General features: G+C 53.0%; 17 protein-coding genes, 3 tRNA genes and 1 riboswitch. Of the genes, 6 read left to right on the top strand and 14 right to left on the bottom strand.

Annotation, left to right across the window (positions count from 1 at the left end):
• Positions 1 to 11 precede the first annotated feature (11 nt).
• The 4 genes from H7U12_RS19600 to H7U12_RS19585 form a co-directional block, all read right to left on the bottom strand.
• Positions 12 to 83, bottom strand: a tRNA-Thr gene (locus H7U12_RS19600).
• Positions 84 to 125: 42 nt separating this feature from the next.
• A tRNA-Gly gene (locus H7U12_RS19595) sits at positions 126 to 198 on the bottom strand.
• Positions 199 to 272: 74 nt separating this feature from the next.
• Positions 273 to 355: transfer RNA gene (locus H7U12_RS19590), tRNA-Tyr, on the bottom strand.
• 114 nt (positions 356 to 469) lie between these two features.
• On the bottom strand, positions 470 to 3,001 hold the full coding sequence (locus H7U12_RS19585) for a M1 family aminopeptidase (RefSeq protein WP_186641300.1): 2,532 nt from the start codon (positions 2,999 to 3,001) through the stop codon (positions 470 to 472).
• An 81-nt stretch (positions 3,002 to 3,082) separates the two neighbouring features.
• Between H7U12_RS19585 and H7U12_RS19580 the strand changes: the two genes are divergently transcribed.
• The 3 genes from H7U12_RS19580 (at position 3,083) to frr (ending at position 5,057) form a co-directional block, all read left to right on the top strand.
• A complete protein-coding gene (locus H7U12_RS19580; RefSeq protein WP_186641298.1) occupies positions 3,083 to 3,577 on the top strand; it encodes an acetyl-CoA carboxylase biotin carboxyl carrier protein subunit in 495 nt (164 codons plus the stop codon).
• A 91-nt stretch (positions 3,578 to 3,668) separates the two neighbouring features.
• A complete protein-coding gene (pyrH, locus tag H7U12_RS19575; protein ID WP_186641295.1) occupies positions 3,669 to 4,376 on the top strand; it encodes a UMP kinase in 708 nt (235 codons plus the stop codon).
• A gap of 117 nt (positions 4,377 to 4,493) precedes the next feature.
• Positions 4,494 to 5,057 (top strand): ribosome recycling factor, encoded by a 564-nt coding sequence (gene frr, locus H7U12_RS19570; protein ID WP_186641293.1) that lies wholly within the window; start codon positions 4,494 to 4,496, stop codon positions 5,055 to 5,057.
• A 114-nt stretch (positions 5,058 to 5,171) separates the two neighbouring features.
• Here frr and H7U12_RS19565 read toward each other — a convergent pair whose 3' ends face one another.
• The 5 genes from H7U12_RS19565 to H7U12_RS19545 form a co-directional block, all read right to left on the bottom strand.
• On the bottom strand, positions 5,172 to 5,576 hold the full coding sequence (locus H7U12_RS19565) for a hypothetical protein (RefSeq protein WP_186641291.1): 405 nt from the start codon (positions 5,574 to 5,576) through the stop codon (positions 5,172 to 5,174).
• Between the two features lie 459 nt (positions 5,577 to 6,035).
• Positions 6,036 to 6,614, bottom strand: a complete 579-nt coding sequence (gene nadD / locus H7U12_RS19560; protein ID WP_186641289.1) for a nicotinate (nicotinamide) nucleotide adenylyltransferase — start codon at positions 6,612 to 6,614, stop codon at positions 6,036 to 6,038.
• 2 nt (positions 6,615 to 6,616) lie between these two features.
• The gene (gene gmk, locus H7U12_RS19555) at positions 6,617 to 7,201 is read right to left on the bottom strand and encodes a guanylate kinase (protein WP_186641286.1); all 585 of its coding nucleotides are present in this window, start codon (positions 7,199 to 7,201) and stop codon (positions 6,617 to 6,619) included.
• A 20-nt stretch (positions 7,202 to 7,221) separates the two neighbouring features.
• Positions 7,222 to 7,497 (bottom strand): hypothetical protein, encoded by a 276-nt coding sequence (locus H7U12_RS19550; RefSeq protein ID WP_186641284.1) that lies wholly within the window; start codon positions 7,495 to 7,497, stop codon positions 7,222 to 7,224.
• A 30-nt stretch (positions 7,498 to 7,527) separates the two neighbouring features.
• Positions 7,528 to 8,124 (bottom strand): sigma-70 family RNA polymerase sigma factor, encoded by a 597-nt coding sequence (locus H7U12_RS19545; RefSeq protein WP_062543958.1) that lies wholly within the window; start codon positions 8,122 to 8,124, stop codon positions 7,528 to 7,530.
• Positions 8,125 to 8,292: 168 nt separating this feature from the next.
• Between H7U12_RS19545 and H7U12_RS19540 the strand changes: the two genes are divergently transcribed.
• Complete coding sequence (locus H7U12_RS19540; protein WP_186641282.1) at positions 8,293 to 9,828, top strand: glycosyltransferase family 2 protein; 1,536 nt, start codon at positions 8,293 to 8,295, stop codon at positions 9,826 to 9,828.
• Between the two features lie 399 nt (positions 9,829 to 10,227).
• On the opposite strand, the gene ahcY is transcribed toward H7U12_RS19540, so the two are convergent.
• Together ahcY and H7U12_RS19530 are read right to left on the bottom strand one after the other, a co-directional pair.
• On the bottom strand, positions 10,228 to 11,535 hold the full coding sequence (gene ahcY, locus H7U12_RS19535) for an adenosylhomocysteinase (RefSeq protein WP_186641280.1): 1,308 nt from the start codon (positions 11,533 to 11,535) through the stop codon (positions 10,228 to 10,230).
• Positions 11,536 to 11,730: 195 nt separating this feature from the next.
• Positions 11,731 to 12,429: a DUF4397 domain-containing protein gene (locus H7U12_RS19530; RefSeq protein ID WP_186641278.1), complete on the bottom strand. Its 699-nt coding sequence runs from the start codon at positions 12,427 to 12,429 to the stop codon at positions 11,731 to 11,733.
• Positions 12,430 to 12,585: 156 nt separating this feature from the next.
• Here H7U12_RS19530 and H7U12_RS19525 point away from each other — a divergent pair, with 156 nt between their 5' ends.
• Positions 12,586 to 13,770: a THUMP-like domain-containing protein gene (locus H7U12_RS19525; RefSeq protein WP_241749557.1), complete on the top strand. Its 1,185-nt coding sequence runs from the start codon at positions 12,586 to 12,588 to the stop codon at positions 13,768 to 13,770.
• Positions 13,771 to 14,157: 387 nt separating this feature from the next.
• Here H7U12_RS19525 and H7U12_RS19520 read toward each other — a convergent pair whose 3' ends face one another.
• The 3 genes from H7U12_RS19520 to H7U12_RS19510 all read right to left on the bottom strand — a co-directional run bounded on the left by H7U12_RS19520 (position 14,158) and on the right by H7U12_RS19510 (position 16,091).
• On the bottom strand, positions 14,158 to 14,778 hold the full coding sequence (locus H7U12_RS19520) for a DNA-3-methyladenine glycosylase (RefSeq protein WP_186641276.1): 621 nt from the start codon (positions 14,776 to 14,778) through the stop codon (positions 14,158 to 14,160).
• 11 nt (positions 14,779 to 14,789) lie between these two features.
• The gene (locus H7U12_RS19515) at positions 14,790 to 15,245 is read right to left on the bottom strand and encodes a hypothetical protein (RefSeq protein WP_186641274.1); all 456 of its coding nucleotides are present in this window, start codon (positions 15,243 to 15,245) and stop codon (positions 14,790 to 14,792) included.
• 111 nt (positions 15,246 to 15,356) lie between these two features.
• Positions 15,357 to 16,091, bottom strand: coding sequence for a DUF4919 domain-containing protein (locus tag H7U12_RS19510; RefSeq protein WP_186641272.1), 735 nt, complete (start codon positions 16,089 to 16,091; stop codon positions 15,357 to 15,359).
• A gap of 34 nt (positions 16,092 to 16,125) precedes the next feature.
• On the opposite strand from H7U12_RS19510, the gene H7U12_RS19505 reads away from it, so the two are divergent.
• Positions 16,126 to 16,317, top strand: coding sequence for a hypothetical protein (locus tag H7U12_RS19505; RefSeq protein ID WP_186641270.1), 192 nt, complete (start codon positions 16,126 to 16,128; stop codon positions 16,315 to 16,317).
• Positions 16,318 to 16,744: 427 nt separating this feature from the next.
• Positions 16,745 to 16,944: riboswitch (cobalamin riboswitch) on the top strand.
• The last annotated feature ends 81 nt before the right edge of the window (positions 16,945 to 17,025 follow it).

Raw genomic sequence — 17,025 nt, 5'->3', positions numbered from 1 at the left:
AATACCGCTTGAGCCAACGATGGGAATTGAACCCACGACCCCTTCCTTACCAAGGAAGTACTCTACCCCTGAGCTACGTCGGCAAAATGAAATGATGCAGCTTGCGCTGCATCATTCTTTCAATGAGCGGGAGACGAGGTTCGAACCCGCGACCTACAGCTTGGAAGGCTGTCGCTCTACCAGCTGAGCTACTCCCGCTTGTTTACTGGTACTCTCAGAAACCTTCACGAAACAACCTGTAACCTTGTTTCAATTTCTAAGCAATTGAAGTGTGGGGAGAGAAGGATTCGAACCTTCGAAAGCTTACGCTAACGGAGTTACAGTCCGTCCCATTTGGCCACTCTGGAATCTCCCCAATCCTGTTTCAAAGAACCCTAAAACCGAGTTGCTTTCGCTTTTTCGTTCTTAGGAGCTGCAAAACTAGTGGGTTTTTCTTCCATGTCAAATATTTCTGCAAATATTTTTTCAATCATTTTATTTCTACGCTCTTCTGCGGGGCCAGTTCAGGGTCATTTCCCACCATTTTCTGCAGCTTTTCGCGCCGTTCATCGGTCTCCGCCATGAGCGTAAGCATCTGAAACGCTGCTTGTTTTACCTCGACCATGGTCTCCCGATCCACTACCTCCACCAAGGCCTGCCAGCCCCGCTCCTGCCGGTCAATATTTTTTTTCAGAAGGAAGGCGCCAAAGCTCTGGATAAAGAAATAAAGATCGCCTCCCCGCAGTTTTTGGCTGTTTTTCAAATACCAGGCGTAAAGCTCCTCTTCCTCGCTGGTGGTATACGCTGAGGCCAGGGCATTCACCACATCCGGATTCTTGTAGGTCAGGAATGGCTTCAACCGGTTCAGGTCATGTTCTCCTCTGTTCCAGGCGAAGATGGCAGCGGCCACCACCTGGTAGGAACTATCCTGCAACCTCGCCTCTATGATGCCCTGCGGCAGGCCACTCAAGGTACTCAGCACGTACGTGGCAGTTGCGCGCACCGTGCTGTTCTTGTCTTTCTCCGCCAGATTCTGCACCTGTTCCTGCACCTGCGGGTTCTGCATGGCCGTGGTGGCCACCAGCATCTCCAGTCCGGTGGCTCTTACTTTCCAGAAAGGGTCTTGGATGGCTTTCTGCAGCACCTGGTCCACCAGCACATCAGACGTATCGCGCAGATGTTCCAGGGCGCTGTACTTGGCGGCATAGGCGGTACTATGCAAAAACTGGCTGGACCACTCCGCAAGGGATTTCTCATGGCTGATGTTGGCCAGTATCTTCTGTGTGGGATCCACCACCACCGTCTGCGGGGCGCTAGGCAGTGGGAAGCTGAACGTCTGCTCCGCTTTTTGCAGCTCCACGTGCTCCTCCTGCCATTTTCCGTTGTTCAGGAGGGCAATGGTCAGCGGCAGTCGGTAGACCATGGTGCGGGCGGTATCCTGGGTTTGGGTCACCTGCACGGTCAAGGCACCGTTCTGGTAGGCGTGGCGCACGTTCAGCTCCGGGTGGCCGGGGGTTAGGAACCATTGTTGGAAAAACGGCCGCAAATCGCGCCCGGTGATTTCCTCAAAGGCCAGCCGCAGTTTGTCAATCTCCACGGGGGTGTATTTGTTCTGGGTGAGGTACAGGTTGAGCGAAGCGAAAAAAGCCTCATCCCCCACTTCCTGCCGAAGCATGTGCAGCACGCGCCCGCCTTTGGCGTAGGAGTGGCTGTCAAACATGTCTTCTTTGTCCAGGTAATGGAACCGGATCAGGGGTTCCTGCTTGGTTCTGGCCTCGCCCAGGTACTCCAGCAAGGCACTCTGGTGCGTCAGCGCGGCCTCATCGGACCCATACTGATGCTCGGCCCACAGGTATTCAGAGTAGTCGGCGAAGGATTCGTTCAGCGGGAGGTTAGCCCAGGACTCAGTGGTCACGTAATCTCCGAACCACTGGTGGAAGAGCTCATGCGCGATGATGTGATCCCAGTTCTTGTCCAGCAGTTCGCGGCGGTCCTGGTGCAAAGCCTCCATAAAGGTGGAGGCGGAGGTGTTCTCCATGGCCCCGGACACGAAGTTCCGGACCACCACCTGCGCATATTTATCCCAGGGGAAAGCCACGCCCAATTTTTGCGAGAAGAACTCCAGCATGGCCGGCGTCCGCCCGAAAGTGGCTCTGGCGGTGGCCGCGTACTCGGGCTCCACCCAGTAACTCACCTCCTTGTTGCGCCATTTGTCTTTGATGACCGCGTACTCGCCAATGGCCATCATGACTAGGTACGGCGCGTGGGGCTTGGTCATCCGCCAATAATCCGTTTTGAGGCCGTTTTTCAGATCCTTGCTCGAAACCAGCACGCCGTTGGACAAGGTCTTAAACCGGTTCTCCACGGTGATGAACAGGTCCTGCGTCATGCGCTCATTGGGCTTGTCAATGGTAGGGAACCAGGCCGAGTTCGCCTCGGTCTCGCCCTGCGTCCAGATCTGACGCGGAACGCCTTCCTCGGTTCCCAACGGGTTGATAAAGTACAGCCCTTTGTCTGACTGGATGGCGGTGCTGCCGTTCACTTTCAGCTCGTTGGGTTTGGCGGTGTAGGAGATGAACACCTGCAGCGTGTCTTTCCTGGTGTACGTCTTGTCTAACTGCAGCGTCAGTTTCTGTTGGTCGTACTCGTATTTCAGGGGCACTTGCTGCTTTCCCTTCAGTAGCGTCACTTTATGCACATCGAAGCCTTTGGCATCCAGCACCACATGCTGCTGCGGGTAGAAATAAGGCTTCAGGGTGAGGGTAGCCTCCCCTAACAGGTGCTGCTTGGCCCAGTCAAACTTCACGTTCAGGCGGGTGTGGAGCAAATCCAGGAAGCGCTCCGCCGACGGCTGGTAAGGCCCCTGGCTGGTTGTAGGCACCACGGCGGCGGCCACGGTATCTGGCGCAGAAACAACTTCGCCGGTTGTAGCGGCAGGGGCTACCGGCTGCTTCACGGCGCAGCCTAGGGTGGCTCCGCTTAACAGAATGAACAAGAAGCCACGGGAAACGATGTGATTCATGTAATGATTTATTAACTTTGGGAACTCAAGTTGTGAATTTATTTCACACATACGGTACTTACTGTCTATAACTCTGCCCTCATGCTACAGGTAAAATCGGCCACTGCCACCTGGCAAGTAGTTCTGGAGAAAAACCAGATTCTTCTCAACGATGCTCCATTTACCTGGGATTTGCTTCCCCTCAGCCCTACTTCCTTCCATATCCTGAAAGACGGCCGGTCATATACCGCCGAGCTGCTGGAAAGCGACCCGGAAACCAAAACCTTCCAGATCAAGCTCAACGGCAAGGTGCATACGTTGCAGGTGCAGGACCGGATGGATCTGCTGCTGGAGAGTCTGGGCATGGGCCAGGCCCTGGCGCAGAAAGTCAACGACATCAAAGCGCCCATGCCGGGCCTCATCATTGACATCAAAGTGGAGCCGGGCCAGGAGGTCAAGAAAGGCGACCCCATTCTCATTCTGGAGGCCATGAAGATGGAGAACATCATCAAGTCGCCGGGTGACGGCGTGGTGAGCGCGGTGAAGGTAAACTTACGGCAGAACGTAGAGAAGAACCAAATCCTGATTGTGTTTTAAACCGAAGACTGTTTTGGGCCTGTTTTCTGAAAAGCAGGCCCAAAACGTGTCCGTCCATACGTCATTAACTATCACTATCTAATAAGTAAGCATGCGATTCAAAAGAATTCTATTGAAGCTCAGCGGAGAGTCCCTCATGGGCGAACAGCAGTATGGGATTGATACCAACATGCTGGTGCAGTACGCCAAAGAAATCAAATCTGCCGTTGACCTGGGCGCCGAGGTGGCCGTGGTGATTGGCGGAGGAAACATCTTCCGGGGCGTACAGGCCGAGGCTGTAGGATTGGACCGCGTGCAAGGCGATTACATGGGCATGCTGGCCACAGTGATCAACAGCATGGCGCTGCAGAGCGCGCTGGAGAAAGTGGGCATCTTCACCCGTCTGCTGTCTGGCATCAACATCCAGCAGGTGTGCGAGCCGTACATCCGCCGTCGGGCCATGCGTCACCTGGAGAAAGGCCGCGTGGTGATTTTCGGGGCCGGAACTGGAAACCCGTACTTCACCACCGACTCCGCCGCCAGCTTGCGCGCCATTGAGATTGAAGCCGATGTGGTGCTGAAAGGCACCCGCGTAGACGGCATCTACACCGCAGACCCCGAGAAAGACGCCTCGGCGGTGCGCTACGATGACATCACCTTTGAGGAGGTTTTCGAGAAAGGCCTGAACGTAATGGACATGACTGCGTTTACCCTTTGCAAGGAAAACAACCTGCCCATTGTGGTGTTTGACATCAACAAGCCCGGCAACCTGGCCAAACTGATCCAGGGCGAGCGCGTAGGAACCCTGGTTTCCATGTAAATACAGCACCCGCTGCCCCGGCAGTGGATTTTACCGAATAAAATCAGAAATTTGTACCGCCCTTTGGCGTTTGCTACGGTGGTACCGTTTAGTCATCTTTCTAAATCAGAAAACCCAATGACCGAAGAAATTAACTTTTATTTGAGCGAAGCCGAGGAATCGATGCAGAAATCGGTGCAGCACACAAGTGTAGAATTAACCAAAATCAGAGCCGGCAAAGCCTCGCCGGCCATGGTGGAAGACCTGCGCGTAGACTACTACGGCACACCTACCCCCATCTCACAGGTAGCCAACGTCATGACCCCAGACGCGCGCACGCTCATGATCAAGCCTTGGGAGAAAAACATGATCGCGGAGATTGGCAAAGCCATCAAGAACAGCGACCTGGGCCTGGCCCCCAACACTGAGGCCGACGGCATCCGGCTGAACATCCCGGCCCTGACCGAGGAGCGTCGCCGCGAGTTGGTGAAACAAGCCAAAAACGAAACCGAGAGCGGCAAGATCAGAGTGCGTAACATCCGGAAGGACGTGAACGAATCACTGCGCAAGCTCCAGAAAGAAGGCACGTCTGAAGACGCCGTGAAAGACGCCGAAGCCAAAGTGCAGAAGCTGACCGATTCTTACATCGTGAAACTGGATGAGCTTCTTTCTAAAAAAGAGGCCGAAATCATGACCATCTAAACCTCTGGCGCTTCTCGCCTGGTTTTAGAAAATCAGTACTAAAAGGGAAGGCCCCGCATGAGATCATGCGGGGCCTTCCCTTTTGTATTGTTTCTGGGTAAGAGAACGCCGATTTTACACCGGCATAACCGCCAGCCACTGCTGGGCCTCCTCCACCCCGTCAAAAACTTCTATGCCCGTGGTGTCATACGTGAAGCGCAACGATTTATCTGTAGACAGGCGACTGAACATGCTGGGCGAATACACCCAGGCAAACGCCACCATGCCGGCCTGCCGCATGCGGGGAAACCAGTCAGAACCTACCCACTCAGCGGCACTGGACCAAATCCCCTCCACGTGCGTGTTGTCGTTCAGCACCTTATAGCAGTCAAACTCCCCCATGGCGTCTAAAATCCGCTCACAGCCCTCCTGCACCGATTGTTTTGTCTGAAAACCGGTCCAGTCAGCATGGATGTACTGCTGCTCTGCCTGGTAAAGGATAGAGATATAGGTGTCTTGGTAAATGATTTCGTTGCTCATTGTCTGTCAAGCTCCTTCGGTGTGTCTGTCTGTCTGAGAAGGAAAAGCAAATTACGTGATGAACTTGAGGGAACCAAGTATTTATACGGTTAAAAACTGGATTATTCAAATGCAATCTAATAAGTAACCTCATGTAAACGGATATAAAAACAGAAGGTTTCTTCTATTTTTCCACATTAAGGAAAATCACAGAGAAAGTGCCTAAATTCTCCTCCTCCACTACACCTACAGCGTTAAGAGCGGGACTCAGCAAGCACAGAAAAAAAATCGATCAGAATAAAAATTTATCCGGCAAAGAGAGCCTCTACAAAGGCTAGAAAAGCTTTGGCAACGGGATGAAAACGAAATCGGCGTTTAGGGCCTACTTTCTGAAAAGCAGGCCTTAAACGCCGATTTTGTTTTCAAGAATTCTGCTGGCTACGATGGAGAGCTGAAACTCAACCCCGCTTTCTTGCTGCGCTAGAGATAAAGTTTCTTAGCGTGGATGTACTCCGCCACTGGCTCCGGCAAGAGGTAGCGGGTAGATTTCCCTTCTTTCAGGCACTGCCGGATAAAAGTTGCGGAGATATCCAGGAGCGGCGCGGGCACCAACGTGATCTTCGCGTGCTCCTTCAAGGCATCGGGCACCTTGCTACTGCCTGATCTGGGATACACCAGCACCTCGTACTGGTCCAGAATCTGCTCGTAGTTTTTCCACTTGGGCAGGGTAGCCAGGTTGTCTTCGCCCATGATGAGCACAAACTGATACTTGGGATACTTTTCCTTCAGGTACGTGAGCGTATCAATGGTGTAGCTGGGCTTGGGCATCCGGAACTCAATGTCCGTGACACCCAGGTCCGCATTGTCCGCGATGGCCAGGCGCACCATGTGCAGGCGGTCAAACTCATGCAACAGGCTGTTGCTGGGCTTGAACGGGTTCTGCGGGCTCACCACCAGCCAAACCGTATCCAGGGTAGTGTTGGAGGCCATGTAATTGGCCAGGATCAGGTGCCCTATGTGGATGGGGTTGAAGGATCCGAACAGCAATCCTACCCGCATGGCTACACGATAGGTTCTTCTGGATAGATAAAGTCGCGCACTAGCTTCTCGGCGCGGGCGAAGGCCTCTTCCAGGTTCTCGTTCACGATCACCTCATCGAACTGGTCTTCAAAGCTCAGCTCAAACTTGGCTTTGAACACGCGGCTGGAGATGCTGGAGGCCGAGTCTGTGTTGCGGGCCACCAGGCGCTTGGAAAGCTCTTCAATGGAAGGCGGTTTCACAAACACGGCCAGGGCGCGGTCTTTGTAGAAGTTCTTCACGCTCAGGCCGCCTTTGACATCCACGTCCAGAATGGCGTGCTTGCCCTCAGACCAGATGCGCTCGATTTCAGATTTAAGGGTGCCGTAGAAAGCGCCCTCGTACACTTCTTCCCACTCCACGAACTCGTCGTTGCCCACTTTCTCGCGGAACTGCTCAGGAGTGATGAAATAATAGTCTTTGCCGTTGATTTCACTGCGCCCCCTGCGGTCGCGGGTACAGGCTGAAATAGAGAAACTTAGTTCTGGGAGAACGTTTACTAAATGACGGACAATTGTGGTTTTGCCGGCGCCGGAAGGGGCCGAAAAAATAATGATTTTACCTTGCATCCAGGGTAGGAGAGCTTAAACTAAGCCGTTTGGTGGATTTTTGATTTGATGGAGTCTACTAAAGAAGCAGGAGTGCCTGGTCTGCGCAATGAGGCATTCAGGAATTTCACAAACAAGCGCTGCTTGTCTACGCTCTCAAAGCAGGGAGAGCATTCATCGGCTTTCTCAGACAGAAAAGCCTCATCTTCTTTTGTAGCTACGCCTTCCAGCCACTTCTCAAAAACGCCTTGCACCTTCTCACAGTCCGGTTCATGGCTCTCCTCTGAGGCATTTGCGCCCATCATTTCTTCTGACATTGTAGTAGTCCCCATCATAATTAATTTCTATTAGCCATTATAGCCCATTGACTTCGCGTATTTTTCCAACTTCTCCTTCAAAAAGTGCCGGGCTCTGTGGAGGCGGCTCCGAACTGTTCCTATGGGGATGTCCAGGATCTTGGCCATCTCCTCATACGTGAACCCTTCCAGGTCACAGAGGATGATCACCGTCCGGAAGTCTACTGGTAAGGAGTTCAGGGCGCCTGCCACCTCATCTCCTATCAGGTCCTGCACACTTTCCATGCGCAGGTCAGTAGTACCGCCAGAACTGTCTCCCTCTGCGTCCACGTCTTCAGAATTGTAGTAACCTTCCACCTCAGAGTAGTCTACTTTGGCGGGTTGTTTACTCTTCTTTCGGAAGTCGTTAATGAACGAGTTCTTCAGGATGCGGAACAGCCAGGCTTTGGCATTAGTTCCGGGTTCGAAATAATCGAAGAAGCGGTAGGCCTTGAGATAGGTCTCCTGAACCAGGTCGTTGGCATCGTCTTCGTCAAGGGTTAGACGGTATGCGAAGTTGTAGAGAGGCGAGATAACCGGCATCAGCTCCGCCTCAAACCGGGCGTCTTTCTCCTCTTTAGTCATTGAATTCGCTCTCTGTTCGCTCATTGGTCTTGATTTTGTACTTTTACACTTGGGGATAAAAATACCTATACGCAAATATAGAAATTAAATATACATAGGTACATACGAATATTAGGGCAGATGTTTACATTCCTCTCCCCTAAAGCTACTTTTGAGGAATTTATCTCCCTCTTCTTTTTGTTTCTGCGCTGCATGCCTCAACCTATTTCTGTTACCATACTCGCTAAAAACAGCCAGGAACTGCTGCCGCAGTGCCTTCAGGCGCTGGCCCAATTCCCGGAAGTTATCCTGCTGGACAACGGCTCCACAGACGCTACTGTCTCCATTGCGGGCCAGTTCCCCAACGTGAAGGTGTTCCACTCGCCCTTCATCGGCTTTGGTCCCTTGAAGAACCTGGCGGCTTCTTACGCCTCCCATGACTGGATCCTGTCCATTGACAGCGATGAAGTCATGACCCCGGAGCTGGTGCAGACCATTCTCACGTACCCCTTAGATAACGCCAGGGCGTACCGCTTCTTGCGTCACAACTTCTATGGAAAACGTTTAATTAACGCTTGTGGTTGGGAAAATGATTACGTGCTGCGGCTTTTTAACCGCCGCACCACCAGATTCACTGACCGGGAAGTGCACGAAGGCCTCATCACCCAGGGCCTCACCCTGGAAACCCTGCCCGGCATCCTGAACCACTATTCCTTCAAAAACACCTCAGAACTGCTCCAGAAACTGAACCAATACACCACGCTGTTTGCGCAGGAGAACCGGTTCAAGAAGAAGTCGTCTGCCTTCAAAGCCACGTACAAGGCCATCTGGACGTTTACGCGCAACTATTTCCTAAAAAGGGGTTTTCTGTACGGATTTGAAGGATTTCTCATCTCGGCCTGCAATGCCAACGGAGCGTTTTACAAGTACATGAAACTACACGAGGCCAACCGCTCCATGACCACCAGCCTGATCATCTCCACCTACAACTGGCCGGAGGCCTTGGAGGTGGTTTTGAAAAGCGTAGCCCTGCAACATGAACTCCCCGATGAGGTGATCATTGCCGATGATGGTTCCCGAGCCGAGACAAAGGCCGTCATTGAGCGGTTTCAGCAGAATTTCCCGGTTCCGCTCCGCCACTGCTGGCACGAAGACACCGGTTTCCGGCTGGCGGCCATCCGGAACAAGGCCATGGCTATGGCTACAAGTGAATACCTCCTCTCCATTGACGGCGACATGGTGCTGCACCCAGACTTTGTCAAGAGCCACAAACGCATGGCCCGGGGTAACACCTTTATCCAAGGCAAGCGGGTACTACTGCAGCCAGAACTCACCCGGCAGATTCTACACACGAAGAAGTGGCACATCACCCCCTTCACGTCCGGCATCATCAACCGTTTTAACGCCATTTCTTCAAAAACGCTCGCAAAACTCGGCTCCAGGAAACGGCCTGATATTAAAGCGATCAGGGGGTGCAACATGGCGTTCTGGCGGGCCGATGTGGTCAAAATCAACGGCTTCAACGAGAACATCCAAGGCTGGGGCCGCGAAGACAGCGAGTTTGCCATCCGGATGCTGAACGCCGGCGTAGAACGGCGTAATCTTCCCTTTGGTGGCGTGGGCTACCACCTGTACCACCCCGAGAATGCCCGCACTTCGTTGCCGGAGAATGACAAGATCTTAGCTGATGCCATTGAAATGAAATCCAAGTGGTGCGAGAACGGGATTGGTAAGTACCTAAAGGTCTAAACTTCTAATGACTTTACAGCTTTGCCTTAAGTCGATATCCACTTAGGAGGATAGTGAGCCCCTAAACAAAGGTAACTCTATGCGGAGGTAGGAGCATGCCCTCCTCTTTTGAACAGCTTTTTCAGTTGTTGGTGAGAACACCAACAACGGCAGCGAAACAGGTAAAGCAGCCATTTAAGCACCAAAACCCTTCCACTTTGTCATCCTGGAAGAATCTTGTGGCAAACTAGAAAAGCGTTGCAGAAGGGTTAAACCATTCGCTACCAATATCTTTTCAGGATGACAGAAGGCAAAATGGTGCATCATCGAAAGAAAGTAAAGCAAAACGCCCGGCCTCTCCAAGGAGAGACCGGGCGTTTTTAGGTCAGTTTCCGGAAAACAGCTCGGAAACGGATATGCTTAGTAACGGTAGTACTCTGGTTTGAACGGTCCTTCCACCTCTACGCCAATGTAGGCCGCTTGCTCAGGAGACAGTTCTTCCAGTTCCACGCCAATTTTGGCCAGGTGCAGACGGGCTACTTTCTCGTCCAGGTGCTTAGGCAGGGTGTACACTTTGTTCTCGTAGGCCTCTGAGTTGGTCCACAGTTCAATCTGGGCCAGCGTTTGGTTAGAGAATGAGTTAGACATCACGAAAGACGGGTGGCCCGTGGCGCAACCTAAGTTCACCAAACGACCCTCGGCCAGGACGATGATGTCTTTGCCTTCCAGGGTGTACAGGTCAACCTGTGGTTTCACGGTGTCTTTGGTGTGGCCGTATTTTTCGTTCAGCCAAGCCATGTCAATCTCGTTGTCAAAGTGACCAATGTTGCAGACGATTGTTTTGTCTTTCATGGCCAGGAAGTGCTCAGCGCGGATGATGTTGAAGTTACCAGTTGCGGTTACCACAATGTCAGCCTCCGGAATGGCGTTCTCCATTTTGCGCACGGCGAAACCGTCCATGGCAGCCTGCAGGGCGCAGATCGGGTCAATCTCGGTCACAATCACGCGGGCACCGGCGCCACGCAACGAAGCGGCAGAACCTTTTCCTACGTCACCGTACCCAGCCACCACGGCTACTTTACCGGCCATCATCACGTCAGTAGCTCTTCTGATAGAGTCTACCAATGATTCTTTACAGCCGTATTTGTTATCGAACTTAGATTTGGTCACGGAGTCGTTCACGTTGATGGCGGGCATCAACAACGTGCCGTTCTTCATGCGCTCGTACAGACGGTGCACTCCAGTAGTCGTCTCCTCAGACAAACCTTTGATGCCGGCGGCCAGCTCTGGATATTGGTCAAACACCATGTTGGTCAGGTCACCACCATCGTCCAGAATCATGTTCAACGGTTTGCGGTCCTCGCCAAAGAACAAAGTCTGCTCAATGCACCAGTCAAACTCCTCGGCGTTCATGCCTTTCCAGGCATAAACTGGAATACCGGCAGCCGCGATAGCCGCCGCAGCGTGGTCCTGGGTAGAGAAGATGTTGCAGGAAGACCAGGTCACCTCAGCGCCCAAAGCTACCAATGTCTCAATCAACACGGCCGTCTGGATGGTCATGTGCAGGCAACCGGCAATGCGGGCACCTGCCAATGGCTGGCTAGGACCGTACTCCTCCCGGATGGCCATCAAACCTGGCATCTCGGCTTCGGCCAGTTTGATTTCTTTTCTTCCCCACTCTGCCAGGGAAATATCTTTTACTTTGTAAGGCAAATACGTTTCTACCATTGTAGTTCAAGTTTTTACAGAAGAAACACAAAGGTACGCAATAAGTTTATCATCCTCAACGGAAAGGACTCGCTCCCGTGCACCATCTCGTTTTAGAGCCGTTTTTGTAAAAACTGCCCTAAAACGGGAAGCGGCTGAAAAACAAAAGGTCCGCTGATGGTAGCGGACCTTTGGGAAAAGGAATCAGGAAGGCTTCTATTTATTCACGATCACTTCGGCACCCAGGGTATTGGTATTCCCGGACGGCGGAGTTAAAAAGCCTTTGGCGAAAACAGTATAGATCTTGCCCGCCTGCAAGTTAACCGTGGCCGTAACGGCATTCACGTCAGTGCCCACGGGTTGTACCAGCAGCGTGTAGTTGCCGCCGTCTACCGGCGTGAAAGCGGTGGAACCTTTGAACTGAACATTGGAGAACAGGTTGCCTCCGCCCTGCACCACCACATCTACGTTAGGCGCATCTGGTGACAGGTGCACGAACCGCACATGGGCTTTGCCAGAGGCTGGCGCGGCCAAGTTATCTTCTATCACCACGGCAGAAAGCCCGGTGAGTGGGCCAGCGGCAAACACCGAGTAATTTTTACCAGCCGCCAGAGTGAGGTTGGCATCAATTACCGCCGAGGCGGCGCTACTACCGGCAGGCGCTACTTTCACGTTTCTGCTACCGGCGTTCAGTTGTACATAGCCTGTGTTCATGGGGTACATCAAGGCGGCGCTGTTTGCTTTGGTACCGTCTACATACAAATCCACGGCAGGCGCGTTAGGAGCGGCGTGCACCACCATGACATTGGCCTTCTGGTCCATGTCCAAGGTGGCATCGTCGTCATCGCTGCAGGCACTGGTAAAAAGCAGCGCTGGCAAAGCAGCCATTAAGCTGAGTTTCATCCATTTTTTCATAGTGTTTTGGCTTTAGGGTGAGAATTAATGTACATACATAGCATTAACTAACTCACACCTGAATTGTTTAACAAAACACCAACAAAGCCTCAACAAATTTCCCGCTACAGCCCAAGCGCAATTCTGTATCTTTACACCTTTTAGCTGAGAGAACCCATGATGCGTGTCTTTTCCCGGGAGGAGCAGGAATTTCTTCGTCAACATTTACAACAAGACCCGGCGCAACTGGCGCTCCAAGCCAAGCGTTGGCCGCAGTTAGACATTCCTAAACTGGCCCAGCAGATACGGGCGCGTCAGAAGGCGAAAAGCAAGATTCCCACGTGGGCGGCCAATCTGGAGTTGGCGTTTCCGGCGAATCTGTCGGTGGAGCAGAGTTCATCAGAAGTGACGGCGGAGTTTAAAGCTAACCTAGTGTCAGGTGAGACTTTGGTAGACTTAACCGGCGGATTTGGGGTAGATGCGTATCATTTTGCCCAGCGGTTCAACCACGTGACGTACGTAGAGCAGCAGACCGAACTCGCAGAAATTGTCGCCTTCAATTTCGCCCAGCTGGGCACCCACAACATAACCGTGGCAGCCACCGAGGCGGAAACCTTTCTCCAGCAGATGACCGCTCCGGTAGACGTCATCTACCTGGATCCCGCCCGGCGCGGACAAAGCCAGGAACGGGTACATTTGTTGCAGGACTGCGAGCCAGACGTGCTGCGCCTGCTGCCGCTGCTGTTCCAGAAAAGCAGGAAAGTGCTCCTCAAAACAGCGCCCATGCTGGACATTGACCTGGCCCTCCAACAGCTGTCGCACGTGACGAACATCTGGGTAGTGGCGGTGCAGAACGAATGCAAGGAAGTGCTGTATCTGCTGGAGCCCGGTGCCCAGGAAGCTCCCCTGCTCACGGCCGTCCACCTGAAACCCGGACAACCCGAGGAAAGTCTCTCGTTCACCAAAGATGCCGAAGAAAACGCCCAGGTCTTTTACGCCGAGCCGCAGCAGTACCTCTATGAACCCAACACCGCCCTGCTGAAAGCCGGCGCGTACAAATGGCTATCCGAGAGATTCAAGGTGAACAAACTGCACCGCAACAGCCACCTGTACACGTCAACAGAGCTTCAGCCCGCGTTTCCGGGCCGGATTTTCGAAATCACCGCCAAACCGAAACCTAACGCCAAAGAGCTACAACAGCTTCTGCCCGAGAAGAAAGCCAACATCACCGTCCGGAATTACCCGCTCACGGTGGCGCAGTTACGGGAAAAAGTCAAACTGAAAGAAGGCGGCGACCAGTACCTTTTTGCCACCACTGACCTGCACAACAAGCCCATCTTGCTGCTCTGCCGAAAGGTTTAGTTGTTAGTGATTAGTTGGTCGTTTCCGATTGGTGACATTTTCCTGGCGCGAGACTGAAGTCTCGTGACAAAGGATGATGCGAGTCTCCAGACTCGCCGGAAACCACGAGCAGGTAAATAGATTAGTATGGCGCGGATTTACTTCTATGATCTTTGGTCACCTGGGATGTAAGCCACGTAGGAAAATTTGTGTAATGGCGGGTGATAACCTGATTTCGCTGCGGGGCAGCGACGGTAGTCTGGAGACTACCGTTCATCCCAAGGCACGAGTCTGGAGACTCGCGCCAGTGAAAGGCCGGTGCAGGGAGAAAAAGATAAGGAAACCCTTCAGCCCTAAAATCTTATTACTAACAACTAATCACTATCATCTAATCACAAAAAACAGCAGCTAGTACTTGGGATTGGCTTTGCTTACCCAGCGGTTGCCTTGGAGGCTGAAGCGCCAGGGCAAAAGGGCATCGGCGCCAGCGTAGGCGACTCCCACGCGCGGACCGGCGATGATCTGGTTTTCAGGGATGTGCACACCCCTGTCCTCAAACCAGATTTCGGTTCCTGATAGATCAGTGCCGTTGTGCTGGGTGGAGATGCCCAGCGCCTGGGTGAGCAGACCGGGGCCGGCGGTGAGGCGGGGTTCTATCTTGGGAAGGCCGCGGCGGAGGCGCATTTCCTCTATTCCTTCCAGCGGCTCAAGGGCCCTGATCAGCACGGCATCGGCGGTGCCTTCTACGTTGGTGACCACGTTGAACAGCGAGTAAATGCCGTAGATGAGGTACACGTAGGCCACGCCGCCCTGCTGGTACATGATCTGGGTGCGTTTGGTGCGGCGGCCCAGGTGCGCGTGGCAAGCGGCATCCGATGTCCCGGAATACGCCTCGGTCTCCACCACCATGCCGCCGGTGAGCACCCCGTCAAAACAGCTGTAGAACGACTTCCCGATCAGGTCACGGGCGATGGTGACTACGTCTGGGCGCGTGAAGAAATCTGGCGTAAGTTTCTGCTGAAAAGCCATGCTGGAGGCGTTTATTGGCGGATGAAGACTTCGGTGACGCCATCGGCGATGACGTTGCTGAGCACCAGGGTATTCTCGCCGCAGAACCAGAACTGGTAGCCCACGGGCGTGAGGCTCTGCCCGATCACTTTGAAAGCCTGCCGCTTGCCCTGGAGTTTGCCGTTCACGTGCTCCTCAAATTCGCCATTCTCAAAAAAGGTCAGGGTTCGGGAATCGCCTACCCGTTCGCCGATCAGAAACTCATCGTCCTGCACGCCCATGTAGTTCGTCTGGATGCCCCGCAGTTCCCATTTGCCTTGCAGCTGGGCGAAGGCGGTGGTAGAATCTGTGGAGGTAAACTCACACAAGGCCACGGCGGCTTCTTTGCCCGCGCTGGCGGGAGTAGCATCCGCTGGTTTCTCTCCATCGGTTTGACAAGACGCCAGCGTGACAGAAAACAGAACGGCCGCAGAAAGTACTTTTTTCATAGGAAGGAGTTGCATCAGGTGAGACGTACGGCAAGAACGTAAAAAGAACAGGGGCAGCCAAGTCAAAGAATCTGATGGCTGCCCCGGTAGAGGAAATCTGGTGAACGAAGACTAGCGTTTCTTCTCCACCGCTTTCTGAATGTTGAAGTAAAGCTCGGTGAGGTTCAGTTTATTGGGCGTCTGCAGGTTCACCAGGTCATATTTGTTCTCCACCAACTGGGGCCGACCTTTCTGCCGCAGCCCTACCACCGTCAGGAACATATACTCGTCGCGTGGGGCGTTCAGGACCACGGCGGTTTCTTTGCTTCGGCCGTTGCCGCTGGCTTTGATGGCCGCCATGAGGCCCTCAAACTTGGTGAGCCACATCTGACTTTCGGCCTTCTTATTCAACTCGCCGTAGGCCATGTGCATGAGGTACATCACATCCAGGTTAAACGGATCGGTGGCCAGCAGCTTCTTGCCCGTGCTGATGATCTCGGGGAACCGCTCATAGAGCAGCATCTCATTGAGCGCGTCTGACTGATCGTTGGGTTTGTACGGGTTATAGCCCGACTGGAAGGTCCAGCCGTAGTAGAGGTGCTTGTACTCGTCCTGGGTCAGTTTGGGGTCATTGGCGTGGTAGCGTTTCAGCAAGTTGGGGTAATACATCTTCGACTTAGCGGAAGTCACCGCCGTCTTGATGGCGCTGTAGTCAATCTTGGAAACGGTCTGGGCCTGGCCTTCTTTCAAAACGGATTGAGCTTGTCCTTTTTTAGAGGTTTGGGCTTCGCCTTTTTTAGAAGTCTGAGCCTGGCCTTGCAAAAGGAGGCCAAGGCACAAAAAGCTTAAAATGAAGTATTGTTTCATGTGGTGGTAAAGGGGAAATTGAGACGATTAGCCCATGGCAAATACAGTGCTAAAAACTACAGGCTTGGTAAAAAGTTACATCTTCATCGCGGTTCCGGCAGCACAGCACGTCCGTTTCGGGGCTGCTTTCGCTAAAACAACGCTGAAACAGAGGATTTATGCGCTACAAACCTGCTTTAAAATGAAGCATCATTACGCCTGTTTTTTTCTGATGCTGCTGTTCTGAGCAAAGTAGCTTGTCTGGAATGTTATCCAAAGCTCTGCAATCCTGCCGGTGGTTCCCGGCGAGTCTGGAGACTCGCATCATCCTTTGTCATGAGACTTCAGTCTCGCGCCAGTTGGTTCTTGTACTGCTATGGCGCGGAAGTTACTTCCGTGACTTTCTACCTACTTTATCATAAGGCACGGAAGTAACTTCCGCGCCATAGCAGGCCATCATAACGTGCCTTCAAGACCTCGTAGTGGGCGCAGCTCCTACGAGTATCTGCGTCCATGCCGTTTACAGCCCCTTTTTCAAAAATCAGCCCTAAAACGATGGTTGCTCCGCCAGGAATTATCCTCCGGCTGTTTCCGGCTTGTTTCCAGAAAACAGGTTCAAAACAGCGAGGCAAGATATTTTTCGTGGGTTATAGCAGCCTTTCCAAACTTCGCGTACCTTTGCCCCGATTTTGGTGACAGCCTCGGTCTTCTTCCGGGGATGTCTTAAAAGGGAATCAGGTGAAAAACCTGAGCTGTTCCCGCAACTGTTATCTTCTATATGTTTCTGCCCACCACACGCCACTGTCTGTTCACCAGATGGGAAGGCCGGGCCGAAGAAGAGAGCCAGGAGACCTGCCAAGATCCAACATTCACCTGGAGGCTTTCGGGAAAAAAGCAGCAAGGATGGTGGTCCCGCCGTGGGCCGGCGTTTTCGTTTATTTCTCCCTTTTTGTCT

The sequence above is a fragment of the Rufibacter sediminis genome, from assembly GCF_014269285.1.
Taxonomy (GTDB): Bacteria; Bacteroidota; Bacteroidia; order Cytophagales; family Hymenobacteraceae; genus Nibribacter; species Nibribacter sediminis.
This window is presented reverse-complemented; position numbering and strand designations above follow the sequence as displayed.

What these genes read in the sequence shown, in the direction of transcription:
- H7U12_RS19585 (WP_186641300.1), bottom strand. Translation starts at nt 3,001, where the DNA reads ATGAATCACATCGTTTCCCGTGGCTTCTTGTTCATTCTGTTAAGCGGA.
- H7U12_RS19580 (WP_186641298.1), top strand. Translation starts at nt 3,083, where the DNA reads ATGCTACAGGTAAAATCGGCCACTGCCACCTGGCAAGTAGTTCTGGAG.
- pyrH (WP_186641295.1), top strand. Translation starts at nt 3,669, where the DNA reads ATGCGATTCAAAAGAATTCTATTGAAGCTCAGCGGAGAGTCCCTCATG.
- frr (WP_186641293.1), top strand. Translation starts at nt 4,494, where the DNA reads ATGACCGAAGAAATTAACTTTTATTTGAGCGAAGCCGAGGAATCGATG.
- H7U12_RS19565 (WP_186641291.1), bottom strand. Translation starts at nt 5,576, where the DNA reads ATGAGCAACGAAATCATTTACCAAGACACCTATATCTCTATCCTTTAC.
- nadD (WP_186641289.1), bottom strand. Translation starts at nt 6,614, where the DNA reads ATGCGGGTAGGATTGCTGTTCGGATCCTTCAACCCCATCCACATAGGG.
- gmk (WP_186641286.1), bottom strand. Translation starts at nt 7,201, where the DNA reads ATGCAAGGTAAAATCATTATTTTTTCGGCCCCTTCCGGCGCCGGCAAA.
- H7U12_RS19550 (WP_186641284.1), bottom strand. Translation starts at nt 7,497, where the DNA reads ATGTCAGAAGAAATGATGGGCGCAAATGCCTCAGAGGAGAGCCATGAA.
- H7U12_RS19545 (WP_062543958.1), bottom strand. Translation starts at nt 8,124, where the DNA reads ATGAGCGAACAGAGAGCGAATTCAATGACTAAAGAGGAGAAAGACGCC.
- H7U12_RS19540 (WP_186641282.1), top strand. Translation starts at nt 8,293, where the DNA reads ATGCCTCAACCTATTTCTGTTACCATACTCGCTAAAAACAGCCAGGAA.
- ahcY (WP_186641280.1), bottom strand. Translation starts at nt 11,535, where the DNA reads ATGGTAGAAACGTATTTGCCTTACAAAGTAAAAGATATTTCCCTGGCA.
- H7U12_RS19530 (WP_186641278.1), bottom strand. Translation starts at nt 12,429, where the DNA reads ATGAAAAAATGGATGAAACTCAGCTTAATGGCTGCTTTGCCAGCGCTG.
- H7U12_RS19525 (WP_241749557.1), top strand. Translation starts at nt 12,586, where the DNA reads ATGATGCGTGTCTTTTCCCGGGAGGAGCAGGAATTTCTTCGTCAACAT.
- H7U12_RS19520 (WP_186641276.1), bottom strand. Translation starts at nt 14,778, where the DNA reads ATGGCTTTTCAGCAGAAACTTACGCCAGATTTCTTCACGCGCCCAGAC.
- H7U12_RS19515 (WP_186641274.1), bottom strand. Translation starts at nt 15,245, where the DNA reads ATGAAAAAAGTACTTTCTGCGGCCGTTCTGTTTTCTGTCACGCTGGCG.
- H7U12_RS19510 (WP_186641272.1), bottom strand. Translation starts at nt 16,091, where the DNA reads ATGAAACAATACTTCATTTTAAGCTTTTTGTGCCTTGGCCTCCTTTTG.
- H7U12_RS19505 (WP_186641270.1), top strand. Translation starts at nt 16,126, where the DNA reads ATGGCAAATACAGTGCTAAAAACTACAGGCTTGGTAAAAAGTTACATC.